The organism is Ensifer sp., from assembly GCF_031989085.1.
Classification (GTDB): domain Bacteria; phylum Pseudomonadota; class Alphaproteobacteria; order Rhizobiales; family Rhizobiaceae; genus Ensifer.
The window spans coordinates 259,065-273,471 of record NZ_DALZXU010000001.1; the positions used below are offsets into that span (position 1 = coordinate 259,065).

General features: G+C 63.0%; 17 protein-coding genes. 5 read left to right on the forward strand and 12 right to left on the reverse strand.

From position 1 onward, the window contains the following. Positions 1-24 precede the first annotated feature (24 nt). From RTP54_RS01285 to RTP54_RS01305, 5 genes are all read right to left on the reverse strand, one after another. Positions 25-1,314 (reverse strand): RsmB/NOP family class I SAM-dependent RNA methyltransferase, encoded by a 1,290-nt coding sequence (locus RTP54_RS01285; protein WP_112816457.1) that lies wholly within the window; start codon positions 1,312-1,314, stop codon positions 25-27. Positions 1,315-1,523: 209 nt separating this feature from the next. Further along, complete coding sequence (locus RTP54_RS01290) at positions 1,524-1,898, reverse strand: septal ring lytic transglycosylase RlpA family protein (protein WP_112809181.1); 375 nt, start codon at positions 1,896-1,898, stop codon at positions 1,524-1,526. Positions 1,899-2,368: 470 nt separating this feature from the next. Then, on the reverse strand, positions 2,369-3,244 hold the full coding sequence (locus RTP54_RS01295) for an SDR family oxidoreductase (protein ID WP_312360300.1): 876 nt from the start codon (positions 3,242-3,244) through the stop codon (positions 2,369-2,371). Further along, complete coding sequence (gene queG, locus RTP54_RS01300) at positions 3,232-4,404, reverse strand: tRNA epoxyqueuosine(34) reductase QueG (RefSeq protein WP_312360303.1); 1,173 nt, start codon at positions 4,402-4,404, stop codon at positions 3,232-3,234. The genes RTP54_RS01295 and queG overlap by 13 nt, the downstream gene beginning before the upstream one ends. A gap of 10 nt (positions 4,405-4,414) precedes the next feature. After that, complete coding sequence (locus RTP54_RS01305; RefSeq protein ID WP_112809178.1) at positions 4,415-5,107, reverse strand: glutathione S-transferase family protein; 693 nt, start codon at positions 5,105-5,107, stop codon at positions 4,415-4,417. A gap of 162 nt (positions 5,108-5,269) precedes the next feature. Here RTP54_RS01305 and RTP54_RS01310 point away from each other — a divergent pair, with 162 nt between their 5' ends. The 3 genes from RTP54_RS01310 (at position 5,270) to RTP54_RS01320 (ending at position 7,539) form a co-directional block, all read left to right on the forward strand. Further along, positions 5,270-6,076, forward strand: a complete 807-nt coding sequence (locus RTP54_RS01310) for an undecaprenyl-diphosphate phosphatase (RefSeq protein WP_112809177.1) — start codon at positions 5,270-5,272, stop codon at positions 6,074-6,076. Positions 6,077-6,379: 303 nt separating this feature from the next. Beyond that, positions 6,380-6,874, forward strand: a complete 495-nt coding sequence (locus RTP54_RS01315; RefSeq protein WP_409517084.1) for a DUF417 family protein — start codon at positions 6,380-6,382, stop codon at positions 6,872-6,874. Positions 6,875-7,020: 146 nt separating this feature from the next. After that, positions 7,021-7,539 (forward strand): MarR family winged helix-turn-helix transcriptional regulator, encoded by a 519-nt coding sequence (locus RTP54_RS01320; RefSeq protein WP_112809175.1) that lies wholly within the window; start codon positions 7,021-7,023, stop codon positions 7,537-7,539. A gap of 126 nt (positions 7,540-7,665) precedes the next feature. On the opposite strand, the gene RTP54_RS01325 is transcribed toward RTP54_RS01320, so the two are convergent. The 7 genes from RTP54_RS01325 to dnaN all read right to left on the reverse strand — a co-directional run bounded on the left by RTP54_RS01325 (position 7,666) and on the right by dnaN (position 12,849). Continuing rightward, the gene (locus RTP54_RS01325) at positions 7,666-7,827 is read right to left on the reverse strand and encodes a hypothetical protein (protein ID WP_112809174.1); all 162 of its coding nucleotides are present in this window, start codon (positions 7,825-7,827) and stop codon (positions 7,666-7,668) included. 239 nt (positions 7,828-8,066) lie between these two features. Beyond that, on the reverse strand, positions 8,067-9,047 hold the full coding sequence (locus RTP54_RS01330; protein WP_312360312.1) for a complex I NDUFA9 subunit family protein: 981 nt from the start codon (positions 9,045-9,047) through the stop codon (positions 8,067-8,069). Positions 9,048-9,168: 121 nt separating this feature from the next. Beyond that, positions 9,169-9,456 carry a DUF1330 domain-containing protein gene (locus RTP54_RS01335; protein ID WP_112809172.1) on the reverse strand — a complete coding sequence of 96 codons (288 nt, stop codon included), beginning with the start codon at positions 9,454-9,456 and terminating at the stop codon, positions 9,169-9,171. Positions 9,457-9,596: 140 nt separating this feature from the next. Then, a complete protein-coding gene (gene pyrF / locus RTP54_RS01340) occupies positions 9,597-10,301 on the reverse strand; it encodes an orotidine-5'-phosphate decarboxylase (protein ID WP_312360318.1) in 705 nt (234 codons plus the stop codon). Between the two features lie 7 nt (positions 10,302-10,308). Continuing rightward, on the reverse strand, positions 10,309-10,893 hold the full coding sequence (locus tag RTP54_RS01345) for a histidine phosphatase family protein (RefSeq protein ID WP_312360320.1): 585 nt from the start codon (positions 10,891-10,893) through the stop codon (positions 10,309-10,311). A gap of 12 nt (positions 10,894-10,905) precedes the next feature. Further along, complete coding sequence (gene pmtA / locus RTP54_RS01350) at positions 10,906-11,508, reverse strand: phospholipid N-methyltransferase PmtA (protein ID WP_312360322.1); 603 nt, start codon at positions 11,506-11,508, stop codon at positions 10,906-10,908. A gap of 222 nt (positions 11,509-11,730) precedes the next feature. Then, the gene (dnaN, locus tag RTP54_RS01355) at positions 11,731-12,849 is read right to left on the reverse strand and encodes a DNA polymerase III subunit beta (RefSeq protein ID WP_112809168.1); all 1,119 of its coding nucleotides are present in this window, start codon (positions 12,847-12,849) and stop codon (positions 11,731-11,733) included. Positions 12,850-13,103: 254 nt separating this feature from the next. Between dnaN and rsmI the strand changes: the two genes are divergently transcribed. Both rsmI and RTP54_RS01365 read left to right on the forward strand, forming a co-directional pair. Beyond that, the gene (gene rsmI, locus RTP54_RS01360; RefSeq protein ID WP_112809167.1) at positions 13,104-14,033 is read left to right on the forward strand and encodes a 16S rRNA (cytidine(1402)-2'-O)-methyltransferase; all 930 of its coding nucleotides are present in this window, start codon (positions 13,104-13,106) and stop codon (positions 14,031-14,033) included. Then, positions 14,023-14,391, forward strand: a complete 369-nt coding sequence (locus RTP54_RS01365; RefSeq protein ID WP_312360324.1) for a YraN family protein — start codon at positions 14,023-14,025, stop codon at positions 14,389-14,391. The genes rsmI and RTP54_RS01365 overlap by 11 nt, the downstream gene beginning before the upstream one ends. Positions 14,392-14,407 lie beyond the last annotated feature (16 nt).

The following is a 14,407-nucleotide window of genomic DNA, read 5'->3' on the forward strand; positions in this document are numbered from 1 at the left end:
CATTTGACTGTTGTCAAAAGGCCATCAACCCTTGCGTTGCATCAGGCAGAAGAAGAAGCCGTCGGTGCCGGTCGAGGCTGGCGTCAGCGTCACGGTCTTCATGTCGGCAGACCACGGCTGCGGCTTGTCTGTGCCGAAAAGCCCGGCCCAGATGTCTGCGGCCGACAGGATCTCGAACTCCGGATTGTCCTCGCAGAAGCCGTAGACCTGGGCCTCGTTCTCCTCCGGCAGCACCGAGCAGGTGACGTAGATCAGGTGCCCGCCCGGGCGCACGAACTGCGCGGCACTCGCCAGCGCTTCCTCCTGCTGGGAGATGCGCTCTTCGAGGTTCTTCTGATTGAGCCGCCACTTGGTGTCGGGACGGCGGCGCCAGGTTCCGGTGCCGGTGCAGGGGGCGTCGACGAGAACCCGGTCGAAGCGGCCGGCAAGCGGCGCCAGGCTCTCGGTGTGCTCATGCACCTGGACATTGCGCGTTCCCGCGCGCTTCAAGCGCTCGATGATCGGCGCCAGGCGCTTGCGGTCGGTGTCGTAGGCGTGGACCTGGCCCTTGTTGTTCATGGCTGCCGACATGGCGAGCGTCTTGCCGCCGCCGCCGGCGCAATAGTCGAGCACTTGCTCGCCTTCCTGCGGGAAGGCAAGGTCGGCGACGATCTGCGATCCTTCGTCCTGAACCTCGAACCAGCCTTTCTGGAAGGAAAGTTCGGCGGTGACGTTGGGCAGGCGCGAGGCGCCTTCGCCGGCTGGAATGCGAATGCCGTTGCGTGCGATCGTCGCTGCCTCGGCGCCGCTGCGCTCCAGCGCCTTCAGCACCTTGGCACGCGTCGCCTTCAGCGTGTTGGCGCGCAGGTCGAGCGTCGGCCGGCCGGCGAGCGCCTTGGCCTCGTCGAGCCAATCCTCGGAGAAGTTCTCCTCGAAGGAGGCCTGGACCCATTCGGGAATGTCGCCCTGGATATGGGGGGCGGCATCTTCGAGACGGCGGGTGGCGAAAGCCTTGGTCATGTCGGCGGATGGCATCTCCGGCGCGAACTTGTCGCCGTCGAGCTCGGCGGAAAGTGCCTCCGGCGAAAAGCCCCATTGACGATACATCACCGCATGGCCGAGAGCGGCTGCGCTGTCGCTGTCCATCAGATAGGCGTGGGAGAGCTTCATGCGAAGCGCGTCATAGACGATGTTGCCGATCGCCGATCGATCGCCGGAGCCGGCGAACCGATGGGAAAGGCCCCAGTCCTTGAGTGCGTCGGCGACCGGGCGCTTCCGCTTTTCGATGTCCTCAAGAACTTCAATGGCTCCAGCGAGCCTGCCGCCCAATCGCATCTTCGATCTACTCCTTTTTCGCCGTGGTAACGGCGATGGCATCGAAGAGCAAGACGCTGGCCGGGATTAATACCAGCCGGCACTGATATTCAGCTCTCGCCTGGCGCCGCTATCGCGCGCGTTTCAGCTGCAATTGGTCGAAGCTTAGGGAATGGTGCGCTCTGAAACGGAGCCGCCCGGAACGGAGGCCGGGCGAAGAGCAGCAGCGATCAGGAATTGACGACGCGATAACAGATGCTGGCGTGGCCGGAGCTGATCATGCCGATCTGCGAGGCGGCGGCCTTGGAAAGATCGATCACGCGGCCACGGATGAACGGACCACGATCGTTGATGCGAACGACGACGCTCTTGCCGTTGCGCTTGTTGGTGACCTGCACCTTGGTGCCGAATTTCAGGCTGCGATGGGCAGCGGTCAGTCGGGCGGCGTTCATGCGCTCGCCGGACGCCGTCTTGGAGGTCAGCGCGTACCAGGAGGCGCCACCACAGCCCGCACCTGCCGCCTGGCTGTCGGAAACGGAAACGAGGCCGATTCCGGCGGTGAACAGAGCTGCCGCAGCAACGGACTTGATTTTCGCTGGCGTCAAACTGGCGACCCTTGGTTCGAGCCTTTGGCAGAGGCTCTTGGTTAATTCTTTCAAGGGTCGGTAATTGGGGCGAAAAATGGCGAAACCGTGCTTCAACCATTTACGTTCTATTAGGATTTATTGAAAAAGGACGAAAATTAAAAAACGAAGATTGTTTGAAATAGTTTAGATGCTGGCCGGAAGTTCTTTGGAATCAGCGGTTGAACGCAATTGGCGCGACGCACGCGGCCGCAGATATCGGCTTCACGAAAAAAATCATTAAAAATTTCGATTTGAACGAATCGTCCGGATTCCGGATGGTCGAAAATGCGTTACTATCGCCTGGGTTGCATTCAATGCGCAAAGTATAGAATGAATATCTCAGGAAGGTCATAATTGGGCGCCTTCCTGAGAAGGCCATTACTAACGAACGACCGATCGAGAATGTTCCGTCGCGAGCAGATATGTTGACCAGTTCGCGCAACAATTGTTCAGTCGCCGCGCCAACTGTCTGTCTGCCACAATTGCGCAAGCGAAACGCGATAGTCCGGGTGGGCAAATTGGAAACCGGTTTCGCGGATGCGCGCATTCGAGACACGCTTGTTCTCGCCATAGAAGGAGCGGGCCATCGGCGAAAGCTCGGCGGTTTCGAACGGCATTTCGGGCGGCGGCTCGACGCCCATCAGCCGGGCGGCCTCGGCGACGATGTCTTGCGGCGGCGCAGGCTCGTTGTCGGTGATGTTGAAGATGCCGCCTTGCAGCCTGCCGGAGAGGTAGGCGGTGGCAGCACCGATATCCTCGACACGAATCCGGTTGAACACCTGGCCGGGCTTGATCAGCCGGCGGGCCGTGCCGTTGGCAAGGTTGCAGAAGGCATTGCGTCCCGGGCCGTAAATGCCGGAAAGCCGGAGCACGGCAACCGGGATCTCGTTCTCCACGCCAAAGGCGAGCCAGGCGTCTTCCGCTTCCACCCTTTCCACCGAACGCGCCGAGACCGGCTTCGACAGCATGTCCTCCGTCACCCAACTGCCGCCATGGTCGCCGTAGACGCCGACGGTGGAGAGATAGCCGATCCACTGCAGGGAAGGGGCGAGTTTTGCGAGATCGGCGCTGCCGGGGCGGAACATCGGGTCGCCGTCGCGGCCCGGCGCGATCGACTGGATCAGGTGGGTCGTCTGGCGCAATGCGGTTGCGAGGTCGTCAGATACCACGTTACCGTCAAACACGATGGGGCGGATGCCGGCTTTCTCCAGCTTCGCAGCCTTTTCGGCGCTGCGGGTGGTGCCGGCGACGGTGTTGGCGCTGCCGGAAAGGGCGCGCGCGATCGCCATGCCGGAAAAACCGGCGCCAAGAACTAGGACATGCATCGGCTTACTCCCGCCATTTGCCATTCGGACAACACTTCCTCGTCGCTCTCCGCGCCGCACAGCCTCGCGTGGGCCGCAAGCGCATCGGGCGAAATCAACTTTGACAGCGCCCAGACCGCCATCGCCCGGACCACAGGCGAGGCATCGCCGGTCAGTGCCTTGCAGGCCGCCACCAGGCTGTCATCACCGGAATTGCCTGCCGCGATCAAGACATTTCTGACGAACCGGTCACGGCCGATGCGTTTGACCGGCGAGCCGGAGAAGAAGGTTCTGAACGTCGGATCGTCGAGCGTCAGCAGGAAGGCCAGCGACGGCGCCTTCAGGTCGTCGCGCGCCTTCAGCTTCATCTCGGATGCGCTTTGCGCAAACTTGTTCCAGGGACAGGCGGCAAGACAGTCGTCGCAGCCATAGATGCGATTGCCGATCAGCGGACGAAGCGCCGGGTCTATCGGTCCCTTGTGCTCGATCGTCAGGTAGGAAATGCAGCGCCGCGCGTCGATCCGGTAGGGCGCCGGAAAGGCGGCGGTCGGACAGGCGTCGACACAGGCGCGGCAGGAGCCGCAATGGTCCCGTTCGGGTGCGTCGAAGGCAAGGTCGGCCGTGGTGAAAAGGCTGCCGAGAAACAGCCAGGAACCGAACTCGCGGCTGACGAGATTGGTGTGTTTTCCCTGCCAGCCGAGGCCCGCCTTCTCGGCGAGCGGCTTTTCCATGACGGGCGCCGTGTCGACGAACACTTTCACGTCCTCGCCGGCGCGGGCCGCAAAGCGGGTCGCGACCTCTTTGAGCCGGCCCTTGATGACGTCGTGGTAATCGCGGTTCTGGGCGTAGACCGAGATCGCGCCGCGATCCGGCCGGTCGAGAATGCCGCGGGGATCTTCTTCGGGGCCGTAGTTCATGCCGAACATGACAACCGAGCGCACGTCGCTCCAGAGGGTGCGCGGGTCGGAGCGGCGCTCCGCCGTTTCGGCGAGCCACTCCATCGTGCCGTGAAAACCCTCGTCGAGGAAATCGGCAAGCCGCGCCGGTGCCTCCGGTATCGCGTCCGGCCGGGTGATGCGACAGACGTCGAAGCCCTTGTCCCCGGCCTCGGCCTTCAGAAACTCCGTCAGCTTCTGGCGCCGGCGCTCCTGGTTTTCAGCCTTGGCGGCACTGCCGGGCACAACAGTTTCCTCAGAAGTCGAGATCCGCATAGTGCGGAACCGGGGTGACGCCGCGCACGCGCTCGGCGAGCAGCGGACGGAACGAAGGGCGGGACTTCAGCCGCACGTACCATTCCTTGGCGGTCGGCGCGTCGGACCAGTCGATCTCGCCGAGATAGTCGAGCACCGACACGGTCGCTGCTGCGGCGAGGTCGGCATAGGAGATCCGGTCGCCGGCAAGCCAGGGTCGCGAACCCGCAAGCCAGGACAGATACTTCATATGCTGGCGGATATTGGCGCGCGAGGTGCGCAGCACCTTGCTGTCGGGTGCGCCGCCGCCCTGGTCCGGCGTCATCTGCAGCTTGTAGATACGCTCGCGCACCAGGGGGCGCGTCACGTCCGCTTCCATCTTGTGCAGGAACCATTCGGCCAGCCGGCGGATTTCGGCGCGCTGGAACGGATCCTCCGCCAGGAGCCGCCGATCTCGTTTCATGATGCCGTTCGTCTCGTCGAGATATTCCGAGATGATCGTGGCGCCACAGAGCGCCCTCATACTGTCGTCAACATAGACCGGTAGCGTGCCCGCCGGGTTTAACGCCAGGAAGTCGCGCCGGTTTTCCCACGGCTGTTCCTCGGTCAATTCCGTCTGGTAGCCGTATTCCGAAAGGATAAGGCGCACGAACCGCGAAGCGGAAGACATGGGGTGATGGTACAGTGTCGGCATCGATGATCTGGCTTCTTATGGTCTTTTTTCGAGGGACGTCCGCGTGGCGGCGCATGCGTCTGGCCACGGCTCATCAGAAAAAGCTATAGGAAGTTGTGGTGGCAAACACAAGCGAATCAGCCTTTTCCTCCCACTCCAAAACTTGTCAGGAAAATCTTATATATGGCGGATCAATCGATCATCAGCGCGCTCGTTCTGGGCCTCATCGAGGGACTGACCGAGTTCATCCCGGTGTCCTCGACGGCGCATGTGCTCCTTGCCGGACATTTTCTCGGCTTCCGGTCGCCGGGCAACACCTTCGCCGTTCTGATACAGCTCGGCGCCATCCTGGCGATCCTGCTCGTCTATTTCCAGAGGCTTCTGTCGATCGCGCTGGCGCTGCCGACGAGCGTCAAGGCGCGCCGCTTCGTCGCCTCGGTGCTGCTGGCCTTCCTGCCGGCCGCCGTCATCGGCGCGATCGCCCATGACTTCATCAAGACCGTGCTGTTCGAGACACCGGTTCTGATCTGCCTCGTCCTCATCGTCGGGGGCTTCATCCTTCTGGCGATCGATCGTCTGCCGCTGACGCCACGCTACACCGACGTCATGGACTACCCGCCGTCGCTGGCGCTGAAGATCGGCCTGTTCCAGTGCCTGGCGATGATCCCCGGCACGTCGCGCTCGGGCGCGACCATTGCCGGTGCGTTGCTGATGGGCACGGACAAACGTTCGGCGGCGGAGTTCTCGTTTTTCCTCGCCATGCCGACGATGCTCGGCGCCTTCACCCTCGATCTCTACAAGAACCGGGATGCGCTGTCCTTCGACGATTTCACCGTGATCGCAGTCGGCTTCATCGCCGCCTTCGTCGCCGGCATCTTCGTCGTGCGCTCGCTGCTCGATTTCGTCTCGCGCCGCGGCTTCACGCCCTTTGCCATCTGGCGCATCATCGTCGGCACGGCCGGCCTCGTCGGCCTCTGGATGCTTGGCTGAGCCGGACCAGCAGATCTCGCAAAGAAAAAGGCGCGTTTCGACGCGCCTTTTTCTTTGCGCTCTTTCTTCGCGTGGGAACCGATCCGCTCTTTTGCTGATGCCGTGAAATCGACATCCGTTGAACGCCTGCATCGCCGCCCGTCGCAACCGAGCGGCTGGCCATGGCCTGATTAGAGGCGGTGCAACGGCGTCTCCCGTGCCAAGCTGCGGTCAAATATATGCGGCGCGCATAGACATTTGCGCCGATCTGTGAATTTATATGCGCCGGGCATATAAATTCACAGATCGCAAAGGAGCGAGAAAATGAACGTGTCTTCACTTTCGCAAGTCAACAAAGGCGATCTCCAGGCGCGGGTGCTTGTTGCCGGACGCTTGATTGCGCTGGCTGGCGTGTTCTTGCCGCTCTTTTTGATCGGCATTCTCAAGTTCACGCAGATCGAGATCGACGCGCTGAAGCCGTTGATCTCCGGTACCCCTTGGCTGGCGTGGCTTTACGTCGTGTTCGGCTTCGCCGGCACGAGCTATCTGCTGGGCGTCGTCGAGATTGCGACGGCTGTCCTCTTCGTTCTGGCGGCGTGGTCACCGCGCGCGGCGATCGCAGCCGGCGCGCTCGGCGCCCTGACGTTCACAACCACGGTTTCCACGCTGCTCGCGCTGCCGATCTGCGAAGATGAGTCTGGCGGGTTTCCGTTTCTCAACTTCCTGGGCTCGTTCCTGATCAAGGACGTCGCTCTGCTCGGCATCAGCCTGGTGGTGCTCGGCGAAGGCCTTCTACGGTCAGGGGCTCGCACTTCCTGATCGACGACGCAGGAGCATCCAGGCCCCGGTTCGCCACGCGAGGGGCGTGCGGTCGTTCAATTTCATCCGTCGCATGAGCAGTCGAATGGCCGATCGCAACATTTCCGCGTTGCTGTCTATGCGCGAGGCATATATTCATCGTGTCGATGGAAAAGAAGACGGAAAATGTGGTCGGCGCGCTCGTTCTCGGACTGGCGGATGCGGTTCTCCAGCAAACGGAAAATCATGCGCCGGAAAAAGGCCAGGCTGCTGCTGCAATCGCGTTGCTGCGCCATGAACCAGGCATGACAATCGAGCAGATGCGGCGTGCGCTCGGCATGTCGCATCCAGGCGCGGTGCGACTGATCGATCGGCTTGCCAAGGATGGTCTGGTCGCGCGAAGGCCGAGTGTGCAGGACAAGCGCGCCGTGGCGCTTCACCTGACGCAGGCGGGCGAGACGAGTTGCGACGCGATCCTCAAGGCACGATACCAGCGCATCGCCGATGCCCTCGACGTGTTCGAGCCATCAGAGCGTGAGACGTTCCGATTGCTCACGGAAAAGCTGCTGGCAGCCTTCGTGCGGGACGCCGACCATGCCTATTCGGTCTGCCGCCTTTGCGATGTGAACGCCTGTCCGGATTGTCCTGTCGTCTGCAGCCTGCAATCCCAAAACGGTTCGCCGTAGCGCGCTCCGCGGACCCTCTTCGGGCGAGACCGGCCAAAAACAAAACCGCGTGCGTTTCAGATGAAACGCACGCGGTCCCTGGCCCCCGCCAATAACTTTAATGCTTGTCGCCCCGTGGGCGCCGGCTTACTTGCCGGAAAGATCGATCGATGCCGTCGTGCACGGATCGACGCCATAGGCCGGCGCACATCCCTTGCCGCTGCTCGCGACCGTATTCGGCGCGATGAATGAGCCAGCCAGAATGATCAGTGCCGCACACGCAAAAAAGATTGCGATCGACTTGCCCATGGACGCTATGCCTTTCGAGAGTGATGCTCGCCGCCGAACCTTCGTTTGCGATCGGGGCGCGGGGCGGTTTTTATGCGTTGGATATGTCTTGATCAATATCAGGACATGTTGAATCTGCGGTAAATGCCATTCGCTTTTCTGAGTGCGGCAGAACTGCAACGCTGTTGCCTCGATGCCACAACGAAAAACGCCGCCGGAAGGCCCGGCGGCGCTCGAAAATGCCTTGCTTGGCTGATGGATCAGGCGGCGCGGCCGCTGCGCGTATACTGGCCCTGCGGGCGATAGCGTACGAGATAGGTCGACAGGATCGATTCCAGCATCGTCGGCGCAATCCCGATGCCGCGCAGTGTGCGGCCTTCCGATTCCGCCTTGGCGGAAACGACATTGTCGGATTTCAGCAACACCACCTGGTCGGGTGTGATCGGCGGCGTGATGAAGGGGATCATCGATGCGACGCTGCCCATCAGCGAGGCGATGCCGAAGGGCACGGAGACGAGCGGGCGCTTGCGGTCGATCGTCTCCAGCATGATCTCGAGACATTCGCGGAAGGTGAGCACGTCCGGTCCGCCCAGTTCGTAGGTCGTGCCGGCCGACAGCGTGCCGTCGACCGAGCGCGCGACTGTTTCGGCGACGTCGGTGACATAGACGGGCTGGAACTTGGTGTTGCCGCCGCCGATCAGCGGCAGTGCCGGCGCAAACCGGGCCATCTGGGCGAACTTGTTGAAGAAGCCGTCTTCCGGTCCGAAGATGATCGAGGGACGCAGGATGATCGCGTCCGGCAGCGTTTCGCGGATCGAAATTTCGGCGCGGCCCTTGGTGCGGGCGTAGCTCGATTCCGACTTCGCATCGGCGCCGATCGCCGAGATATGCGTGAGCTTCGCGCCGACATTGCGGGCAGCTTCGGCAACAGCGCGGGCGCCGAAATCCTGTACTGCGTCGAAGGTGTTGCGGCCGCTCTCGAATAGCACGCCGACGCAGTTGATGACATGGTCGGAGCCTTCGACGGCGCGGTCGACCGACTTGCGATAGCGCAGGTTGGCCTGGACGAACGAGATCTGGCCGACATTGCCGAGCGGCTGCAGGTGACCGGCAAGATCCGGCCGGCGGACGGCGACGCGAATGCGATAGCCGCGCTTGGCAAGCGCACGCACGACATGACGGCCGACGAACCCGGATCCGCCGAAAATCGTCACCAGCGGCGGAAGGTTGGACAAGGTCATGGGAAACGCACTCCTGATCTCATTTGGAAGAATTGTCTGCTACATAGCCCAACAGCCGCAAGAGGTGAAGGCCAATCCTCGCGGCGAAGAGCGTTGCAGCAGACTGGTCGCGCCGCGCGCGTCAGATGCCTTCGACGACGACCATCTCGGCATCGGCCACTTCCTGGCGGATGGCGGCGGCAATCTGGTATTCGGGGGAGTTGTAGCAGTCGATAGCGGCCTGCAGCGACGGGAACTCGATCACGACGTTGCGGGCGCGCACGCCACCTTCCAGGCGCTCGAACGTGCCGCCGCGTGCAAGAAAATTGGCTCCGTATTTCTCGAAAGCCGGCTTTGCGGCCGCCACATAGTCCTTGTAGCGTTCCGGGTCGCGGACATCGACCCGGGCGATCCAGTATCCTTTTGCCATGCTGATCTCCTCGTCTTCAGGCACTAGAAGCAGACGGGAGTGTTACTTCCGGCAAATTCCAACCGAGGTCAAGCACAACGACTGCAACGGATGGCGGAGTGCGGCGCACAACGCCTGGCTGTTGCCGAAGGGCTTCAGGTTCAGCGCGAAAGCGCGCTTTCCATCTCGGTGAGAATGGCGCGGGCGGCGACAAGCGGCTCTGTCGCTGCGACGATTGGGCGCGCGACCACGAGGTGGCTCGATCCCGCCTTCAGCGCATCGGCCGGTGTCATGACGCGCTTCTGGTCGCCTTTCTCGGCGCCGGCGGGGCGGATGCCGGGGGTCACCAGCGCCATGTCGGGGCCGATGATCTTGCGCACGGCGGCGGATTCTTCCGCCGAGCAGACGATGCCGCCCATGCCGGCTGCGCGTGCCTGTTCGGCCCGGCGCAGCACCAGCGTATGCGGGTCGTATTCGTATCCGGCGTCGATCACGTCCTGCTCGTCCATCGAGGTCAGCACCGTGACGCCGAGCAGGCAGAGATCCGATCCTCGCGCCGCTTCGACGGCCGCTTTCATCGCCTTGGGATAGGCGTGCAGCGTCAGCATCGACATGCCCATCTTGACGATGTTCTCGACGCCCTTGGCCACCGTGTTGTCGATGTCGAGCAGCTTCATGTCGAGAAAGACCTTCTTGCCGTCGGCGGCAAGGTCCCGGGCAAACTCGAGGCCGCCGGCAAACACCAGCTGGTAGCCGATCTTGTAGAAGGCGACGTCGTCGCCGAGCGTGGCGACGATCTTTTCGGCCTCTGCAATTGTCGGAAGATCCAGGCCGACGATCAGTCGGTCGCGTGCGGTCTCGGTCATGTCGCGGTCACCCCTGCCAGAATTCCATCGGGGTCCAGTCGCATGTGAGAGCGCGATCTGCAAGGCGGAACGCGAAGAGATTGCCGCCGCCGCCGCCCTTCTGGTCGCTGCTTCGGCTGATGGCGGTGCCGCCGAGTTTGCACTTCAGCAAGGTTCCGACGCCGCCATGGCCGACGAAGGCGATGGGAACAGCAGGGTCGTGTTCATCGAGGACGCGGAAGACGGCCGCGGTGATGCGGGCCTGCGCGTCCATGGCGCGCTCCCAGCCATTGAAGCTCTCATGCGGGTTGGCGAAGAACCAGTCCGCAGCCTTTTCGAACTCCGGCGGCGGCAGGAAGCCGGTAGCCGAGCGGTCGTTCTCGCCCATGGTATCGTCGATTTCGACGACGGTCTCGGCAGTCGCGGCGAGCAGGCTCGCGGTCTCGACGGCCTTGGTTTCGTCGCTCGAAACGATCCGCCCGAGCGTTCGAACCCAGGGGAGGCGCGCCGTCGCTTCCGCCCGGGCGCGGCCCGTTTCCGACAGGCCCCATTTCGGCACGGGCACGGCCGGATCGATCTGCACCTGCGGGTGCGTGATATAAAGGCCGAACATGGAAAGGCTCCGTCAGTGCGCCTTGCGATAGACCCAGAGCTGGGCGGGCGGGATGTTGCGCACGACGAAGTCGAGATGCTGGATGCTGTAGCGGTCGGGCATGGCGACGACGGGCGACAGCGGTCCATAGGAAATCTGCACGACAGGGCGACCGACGGGGATGCGCGACAGCAGGTCCTCGATCAGCTCGACCCGGCGGTACATCGGGAAATTGAGCAGCGGCACGGCCGAAATGACGCTGTCGAAGGTTCGATCCTTCATCGCGCCGAGCGTCTGCTTTAGGTCGAAAGCGTCGCCATTGATGAAGTTGACGTTGGCGTAGTTCGCCTTGAGCTGCTGGTAGAAATCGGTGGAGTACTCGACCGACACCAGGTCTTCAGGTGCGACGCCGCGCTCCAGGATCGCCTTGGTGATGACGCCGGTGCCGGGCCCCAGTTCCAGAACCGGCAGTCCCGAATCGGGATCGATGACGCTCGCCATGCGCCGGGCGGTGACGGACGACGTCGGCAGGATGGCCCCCACCGCCTTCGCATTGCTCATCCAGCCCTTGAAGAAACGGATTTCCTCGTCGAATTTCCGGCCGAGCCGTTCCTTCACCTTCACGCGCAAGTTCATTGATCCCCTCAAAACCGTCGTCCTCTCTTAACGGATGGTCCGGTCTCGCTGATTCGTGCGGTGCGCGGACATTGCGAGTATAATGTGATCCCATCTGCGGCAAAAACAAGTCTGTCCGCGCCTGAAAGCGTCGTCTTATCAACAGCGCGCGAATATCCGCGGCAACAAAAAACCCGCCACGCGGGGCGTGACGGGTCGCATTTTTCATCGCGGCACGGGCGACTAGACCCGCATCGGCATCAGCACGTAGAGCGCGTCTTCCGCTGCCAGATCGCGCACCAGCGTCGGCGAGCCGGGGTCGGCCAGCATGAAGATGGCATCCGTTCCCGTCAGCTGCGAGGTGATGTCGAGCAGGTATTTGGCGTTAAAGCCGATTTCCAGCGGGTCGTGGTCGTAGCCGACAGGAAGCTCTTCCGTGGCGCTGCCGGAATCCGGATTGTTGACCGTCAGCGTCATCTGACCGTCGGTCAGCGCCAGTTTCACGGCGCGGCCGCGCTCGGAGGAAATGGTCGAAACGCGGTCCACGGCCTGGGCGAAGGACTGGCAATCGACGCGCAGTTCCTTGTCGTTGTTGGCCGGGATGACGCGCTGGTAATCCGGGAATGTGCCGTCGATCAATTTCGAGGTCATCACGATCGAGCCGATCGTCAGGCGGATCTTTGCATCCGACACTTCGAGCGTCACGACGATATCGGGATTGTCGAGCAGCTTCTGCAGTTCGCTGACGGTCTTGCGCGGGATGATGATGCCGGGCATGCCTTCAGAGCCCGACGGCGCCTCGACGTCGGCGCGCGCAAGGCGGTGGCCGTCGGTGGCCACGGCGCGCAGCTTCAGGTCGCCCTTGCTCTCGACCGTGTGCACGAAGATGCCGTTGAGGTAGTAGCGCGTTTCCTCGGTCGAGATCGCGAACTGGGTCCGGTCGATCAGCATCTTCAGGTCGGTCGCCTTGAGGCGGAAGGTGTGTGTGAATGTGCCGGCCGTGAGGTCCGGGAAGTCGGATTGCGGCAAGCACTGCAGCGAGAATTTCGACCGGCCGGACTGGACCGTCATCGCCGTGCCCTCGGCATTGGTCGCCAAAAGCACTTCCGAGCCGTCGGGCAGCTTGCGCACGATGTCGTAGAGCAGATGCGCCGGAACGGTGGTGGCGCCGGCCTGTTCGACCTGGGCCGGGGTCGCCTCGGTGATTTCGAGATCGAGGTCGGTCGCCTTCATCTCGAGGCTGGCACCATCCGAGCGCAACAGGACGTTCGAGAGGATCGGGATCGTGTTGCGCCGTTCCACCACTCGGTGCACGTGGTTCAGCGACTTCAGAAGATTGGACCGCTCGAGAGTAATGCGCATGGGATGCTACCGCTTTCAACCGTTGCTCGGCGGGCGAGGCTCCCGCCGCAGCGTCAACTGCGTGTGCCGGCCGACCGACCGGAAGGAATGTGGACCGGCAAAATGGCAGAAACATCGCCCGAAAAGCAAGGGGTTTGACGGGCGCTGTCCCCAGATGACGCGCGGGCCCGGCGCTCGGCGCCCTTGCCCTGCCATGTCGGCTCACTCATAAAGGTCAAAACCGGTCAACCGGCACAGCGATCAGGAAGCGGCAGTTGGAAAAGCATAGGACGTCGGACACAACGGACGGGCAGAGGCAGCGCAGCTATCGCCTGCACAACACCAGCGTTCCCGCGCGCCCGCTCGATGTCGCGCTCTATCTCGTGGCGACGCCGATCGGCAATCTCGGCGACATTACCTTGCGCGCATTGGAAACGCTTGCCGGGGCCGACGTGCTTGCCTGCGAGGATACGCGTGTCACCCGCGTGCTGCTCGACCGCTACGGCATCGTCAATCGTCCCTACGCCTATCACGAGCACAATGCCGACGAGGTCGGCCCGCGACTGCTGGCGGCTCTTGCAGAGGGCAGATCCGTGGCGCTCGTTTCCGATGCCGGCACGCCGCTGGTCTCCGATCCCGGCTACCGCCTGGGGCAATTGGCGATCGAGGCCGGTTACCGGGTCGTACCGATCCCCGGCGCCTCGGCGCCGCTTGCAGCCCTTGTCGGCTCCGGCCTTCCCAACGACGCCTTTCTCTTTGCCGGCTTCCTGCCGACCAAGGACAAGGCCAAGCGCGATCGGCTTGAGGAACTGGCGAGGGTCCCGGCGACGCTGATGTTCTTCGAATCGCCGCATCGGATCGCAGCAACGGTGGCGGCTGCCGCAGCCGTGCTCGGTGAAGACAGAAGGGCGACGGTCTGCCGCGAACTGACGAAGACGTTCGAGGAGTTTCGCCGCGGTACGCTTGGCGAACTCAAGGCGTTCTATGACGACGCCGGGGCGGTCAAGGGCGAGATCGTCTTCGTCATCGGCCCGCCCGACGCGCCGCCGGAGCCGGAGGCGGCCGACGTCGACGCGCTGCTCGTCCGCTTGATCGCCGACATGTCGACCGGCAAAGCCGCGACCGAAGCGGCCAAACAGACTGGCCTTCCGCGCAAGGAGCTTTACGACCGGCTGCTGGAACTCAAGGACCGCGATGGCGACTGAGGGGCCAGATCGGCGGAAGCTGGAAGCCCAGAGGCGCGGTCGGTTCGCCGAATATCGCGCCGCCCTCTGCCTGATCGTGAAGGGCTACCGCATCGTTGCCATGCGCCATCGCACCAAACTGGGCGAAATCGACATTATCGCCCGCAGGGGTGATCTCATTGCCTGCGTCGAGGTCAAGGCCAGGCGCTCGGCAGAGGCGGGCGTCTTTGCCGTCACCGCCACGGCGCAGCACCGCATTCGCGCGGCGAGCGATCTCTGGCTCGCGCGCCAGCCCGATTTCGCCAGGCTATCCGTGCGCTACGACATCGTCACGGTGACGCCCTGGCGCTGGCCGCGACACCTGCCCGATGCGTTCTGAGCGGGCGTGCGGCGAA

Coding starts and splice junctions, on each gene's coding strand:
- RTP54_RS01285 (WP_112816457.1), bottom strand. CDS start 1,314: ATGCGATTGGGCGGCAGGCTCGCTGGAGCCATTGAAGTTCTTGAGGAC.
- RTP54_RS01295 (WP_312360300.1), bottom strand. CDS start 3,244: ATGCATGTCCTAGTTCTTGGCGCCGGTTTTTCCGGCATGGCGATCGCG.
- RTP54_RS01305 (WP_112809178.1), bottom strand. CDS start 5,107: ATGCCGACACTGTACCATCACCCCATGTCTTCCGCTTCGCGGTTCGTG.
- RTP54_RS01310 (WP_112809177.1), top strand. CDS start 5,270: ATGGCGGATCAATCGATCATCAGCGCGCTCGTTCTGGGCCTCATCGAG.
- RTP54_RS01315 (WP_409517084.1), top strand. CDS start 6,380: ATGAACGTGTCTTCACTTTCGCAAGTCAACAAAGGCGATCTCCAGGCG.
- RTP54_RS01320 (WP_112809175.1), top strand. CDS start 7,021: ATGGAAAAGAAGACGGAAAATGTGGTCGGCGCGCTCGTTCTCGGACTG.
- RTP54_RS01325 (WP_112809174.1), bottom strand. CDS start 7,827: ATGGGCAAGTCGATCGCAATCTTTTTTGCGTGTGCGGCACTGATCATT.
- RTP54_RS01330 (WP_312360312.1), bottom strand. CDS start 9,047: ATGACCTTGTCCAACCTTCCGCCGCTGGTGACGATTTTCGGCGGATCC.
- RTP54_RS01335 (WP_112809172.1), bottom strand. CDS start 9,456: ATGGCAAAAGGATACTGGATCGCCCGGGTCGATGTCCGCGACCCGGAA.
- pyrF (WP_312360318.1), bottom strand. CDS start 10,301: ATGACCGAGACCGCACGCGACCGACTGATCGTCGGCCTGGATCTTCCG.
- RTP54_RS01345 (WP_312360320.1), bottom strand. CDS start 10,893: ATGTTCGGCCTTTATATCACGCACCCGCAGGTGCAGATCGATCCGGCC.
- pmtA (WP_312360322.1), bottom strand. CDS start 11,508: ATGAACTTGCGCGTGAAGGTGAAGGAACGGCTCGGCCGGAAATTCGAC.
- dnaN (WP_112809168.1), bottom strand. CDS start 12,849: ATGCGCATTACTCTCGAGCGGTCCAATCTTCTGAAGTCGCTGAACCAC.
- RTP54_RS01365 (WP_312360324.1), top strand. CDS start 14,023: ATGGCGACTGAGGGGCCAGATCGGCGGAAGCTGGAAGCCCAGAGGCGC.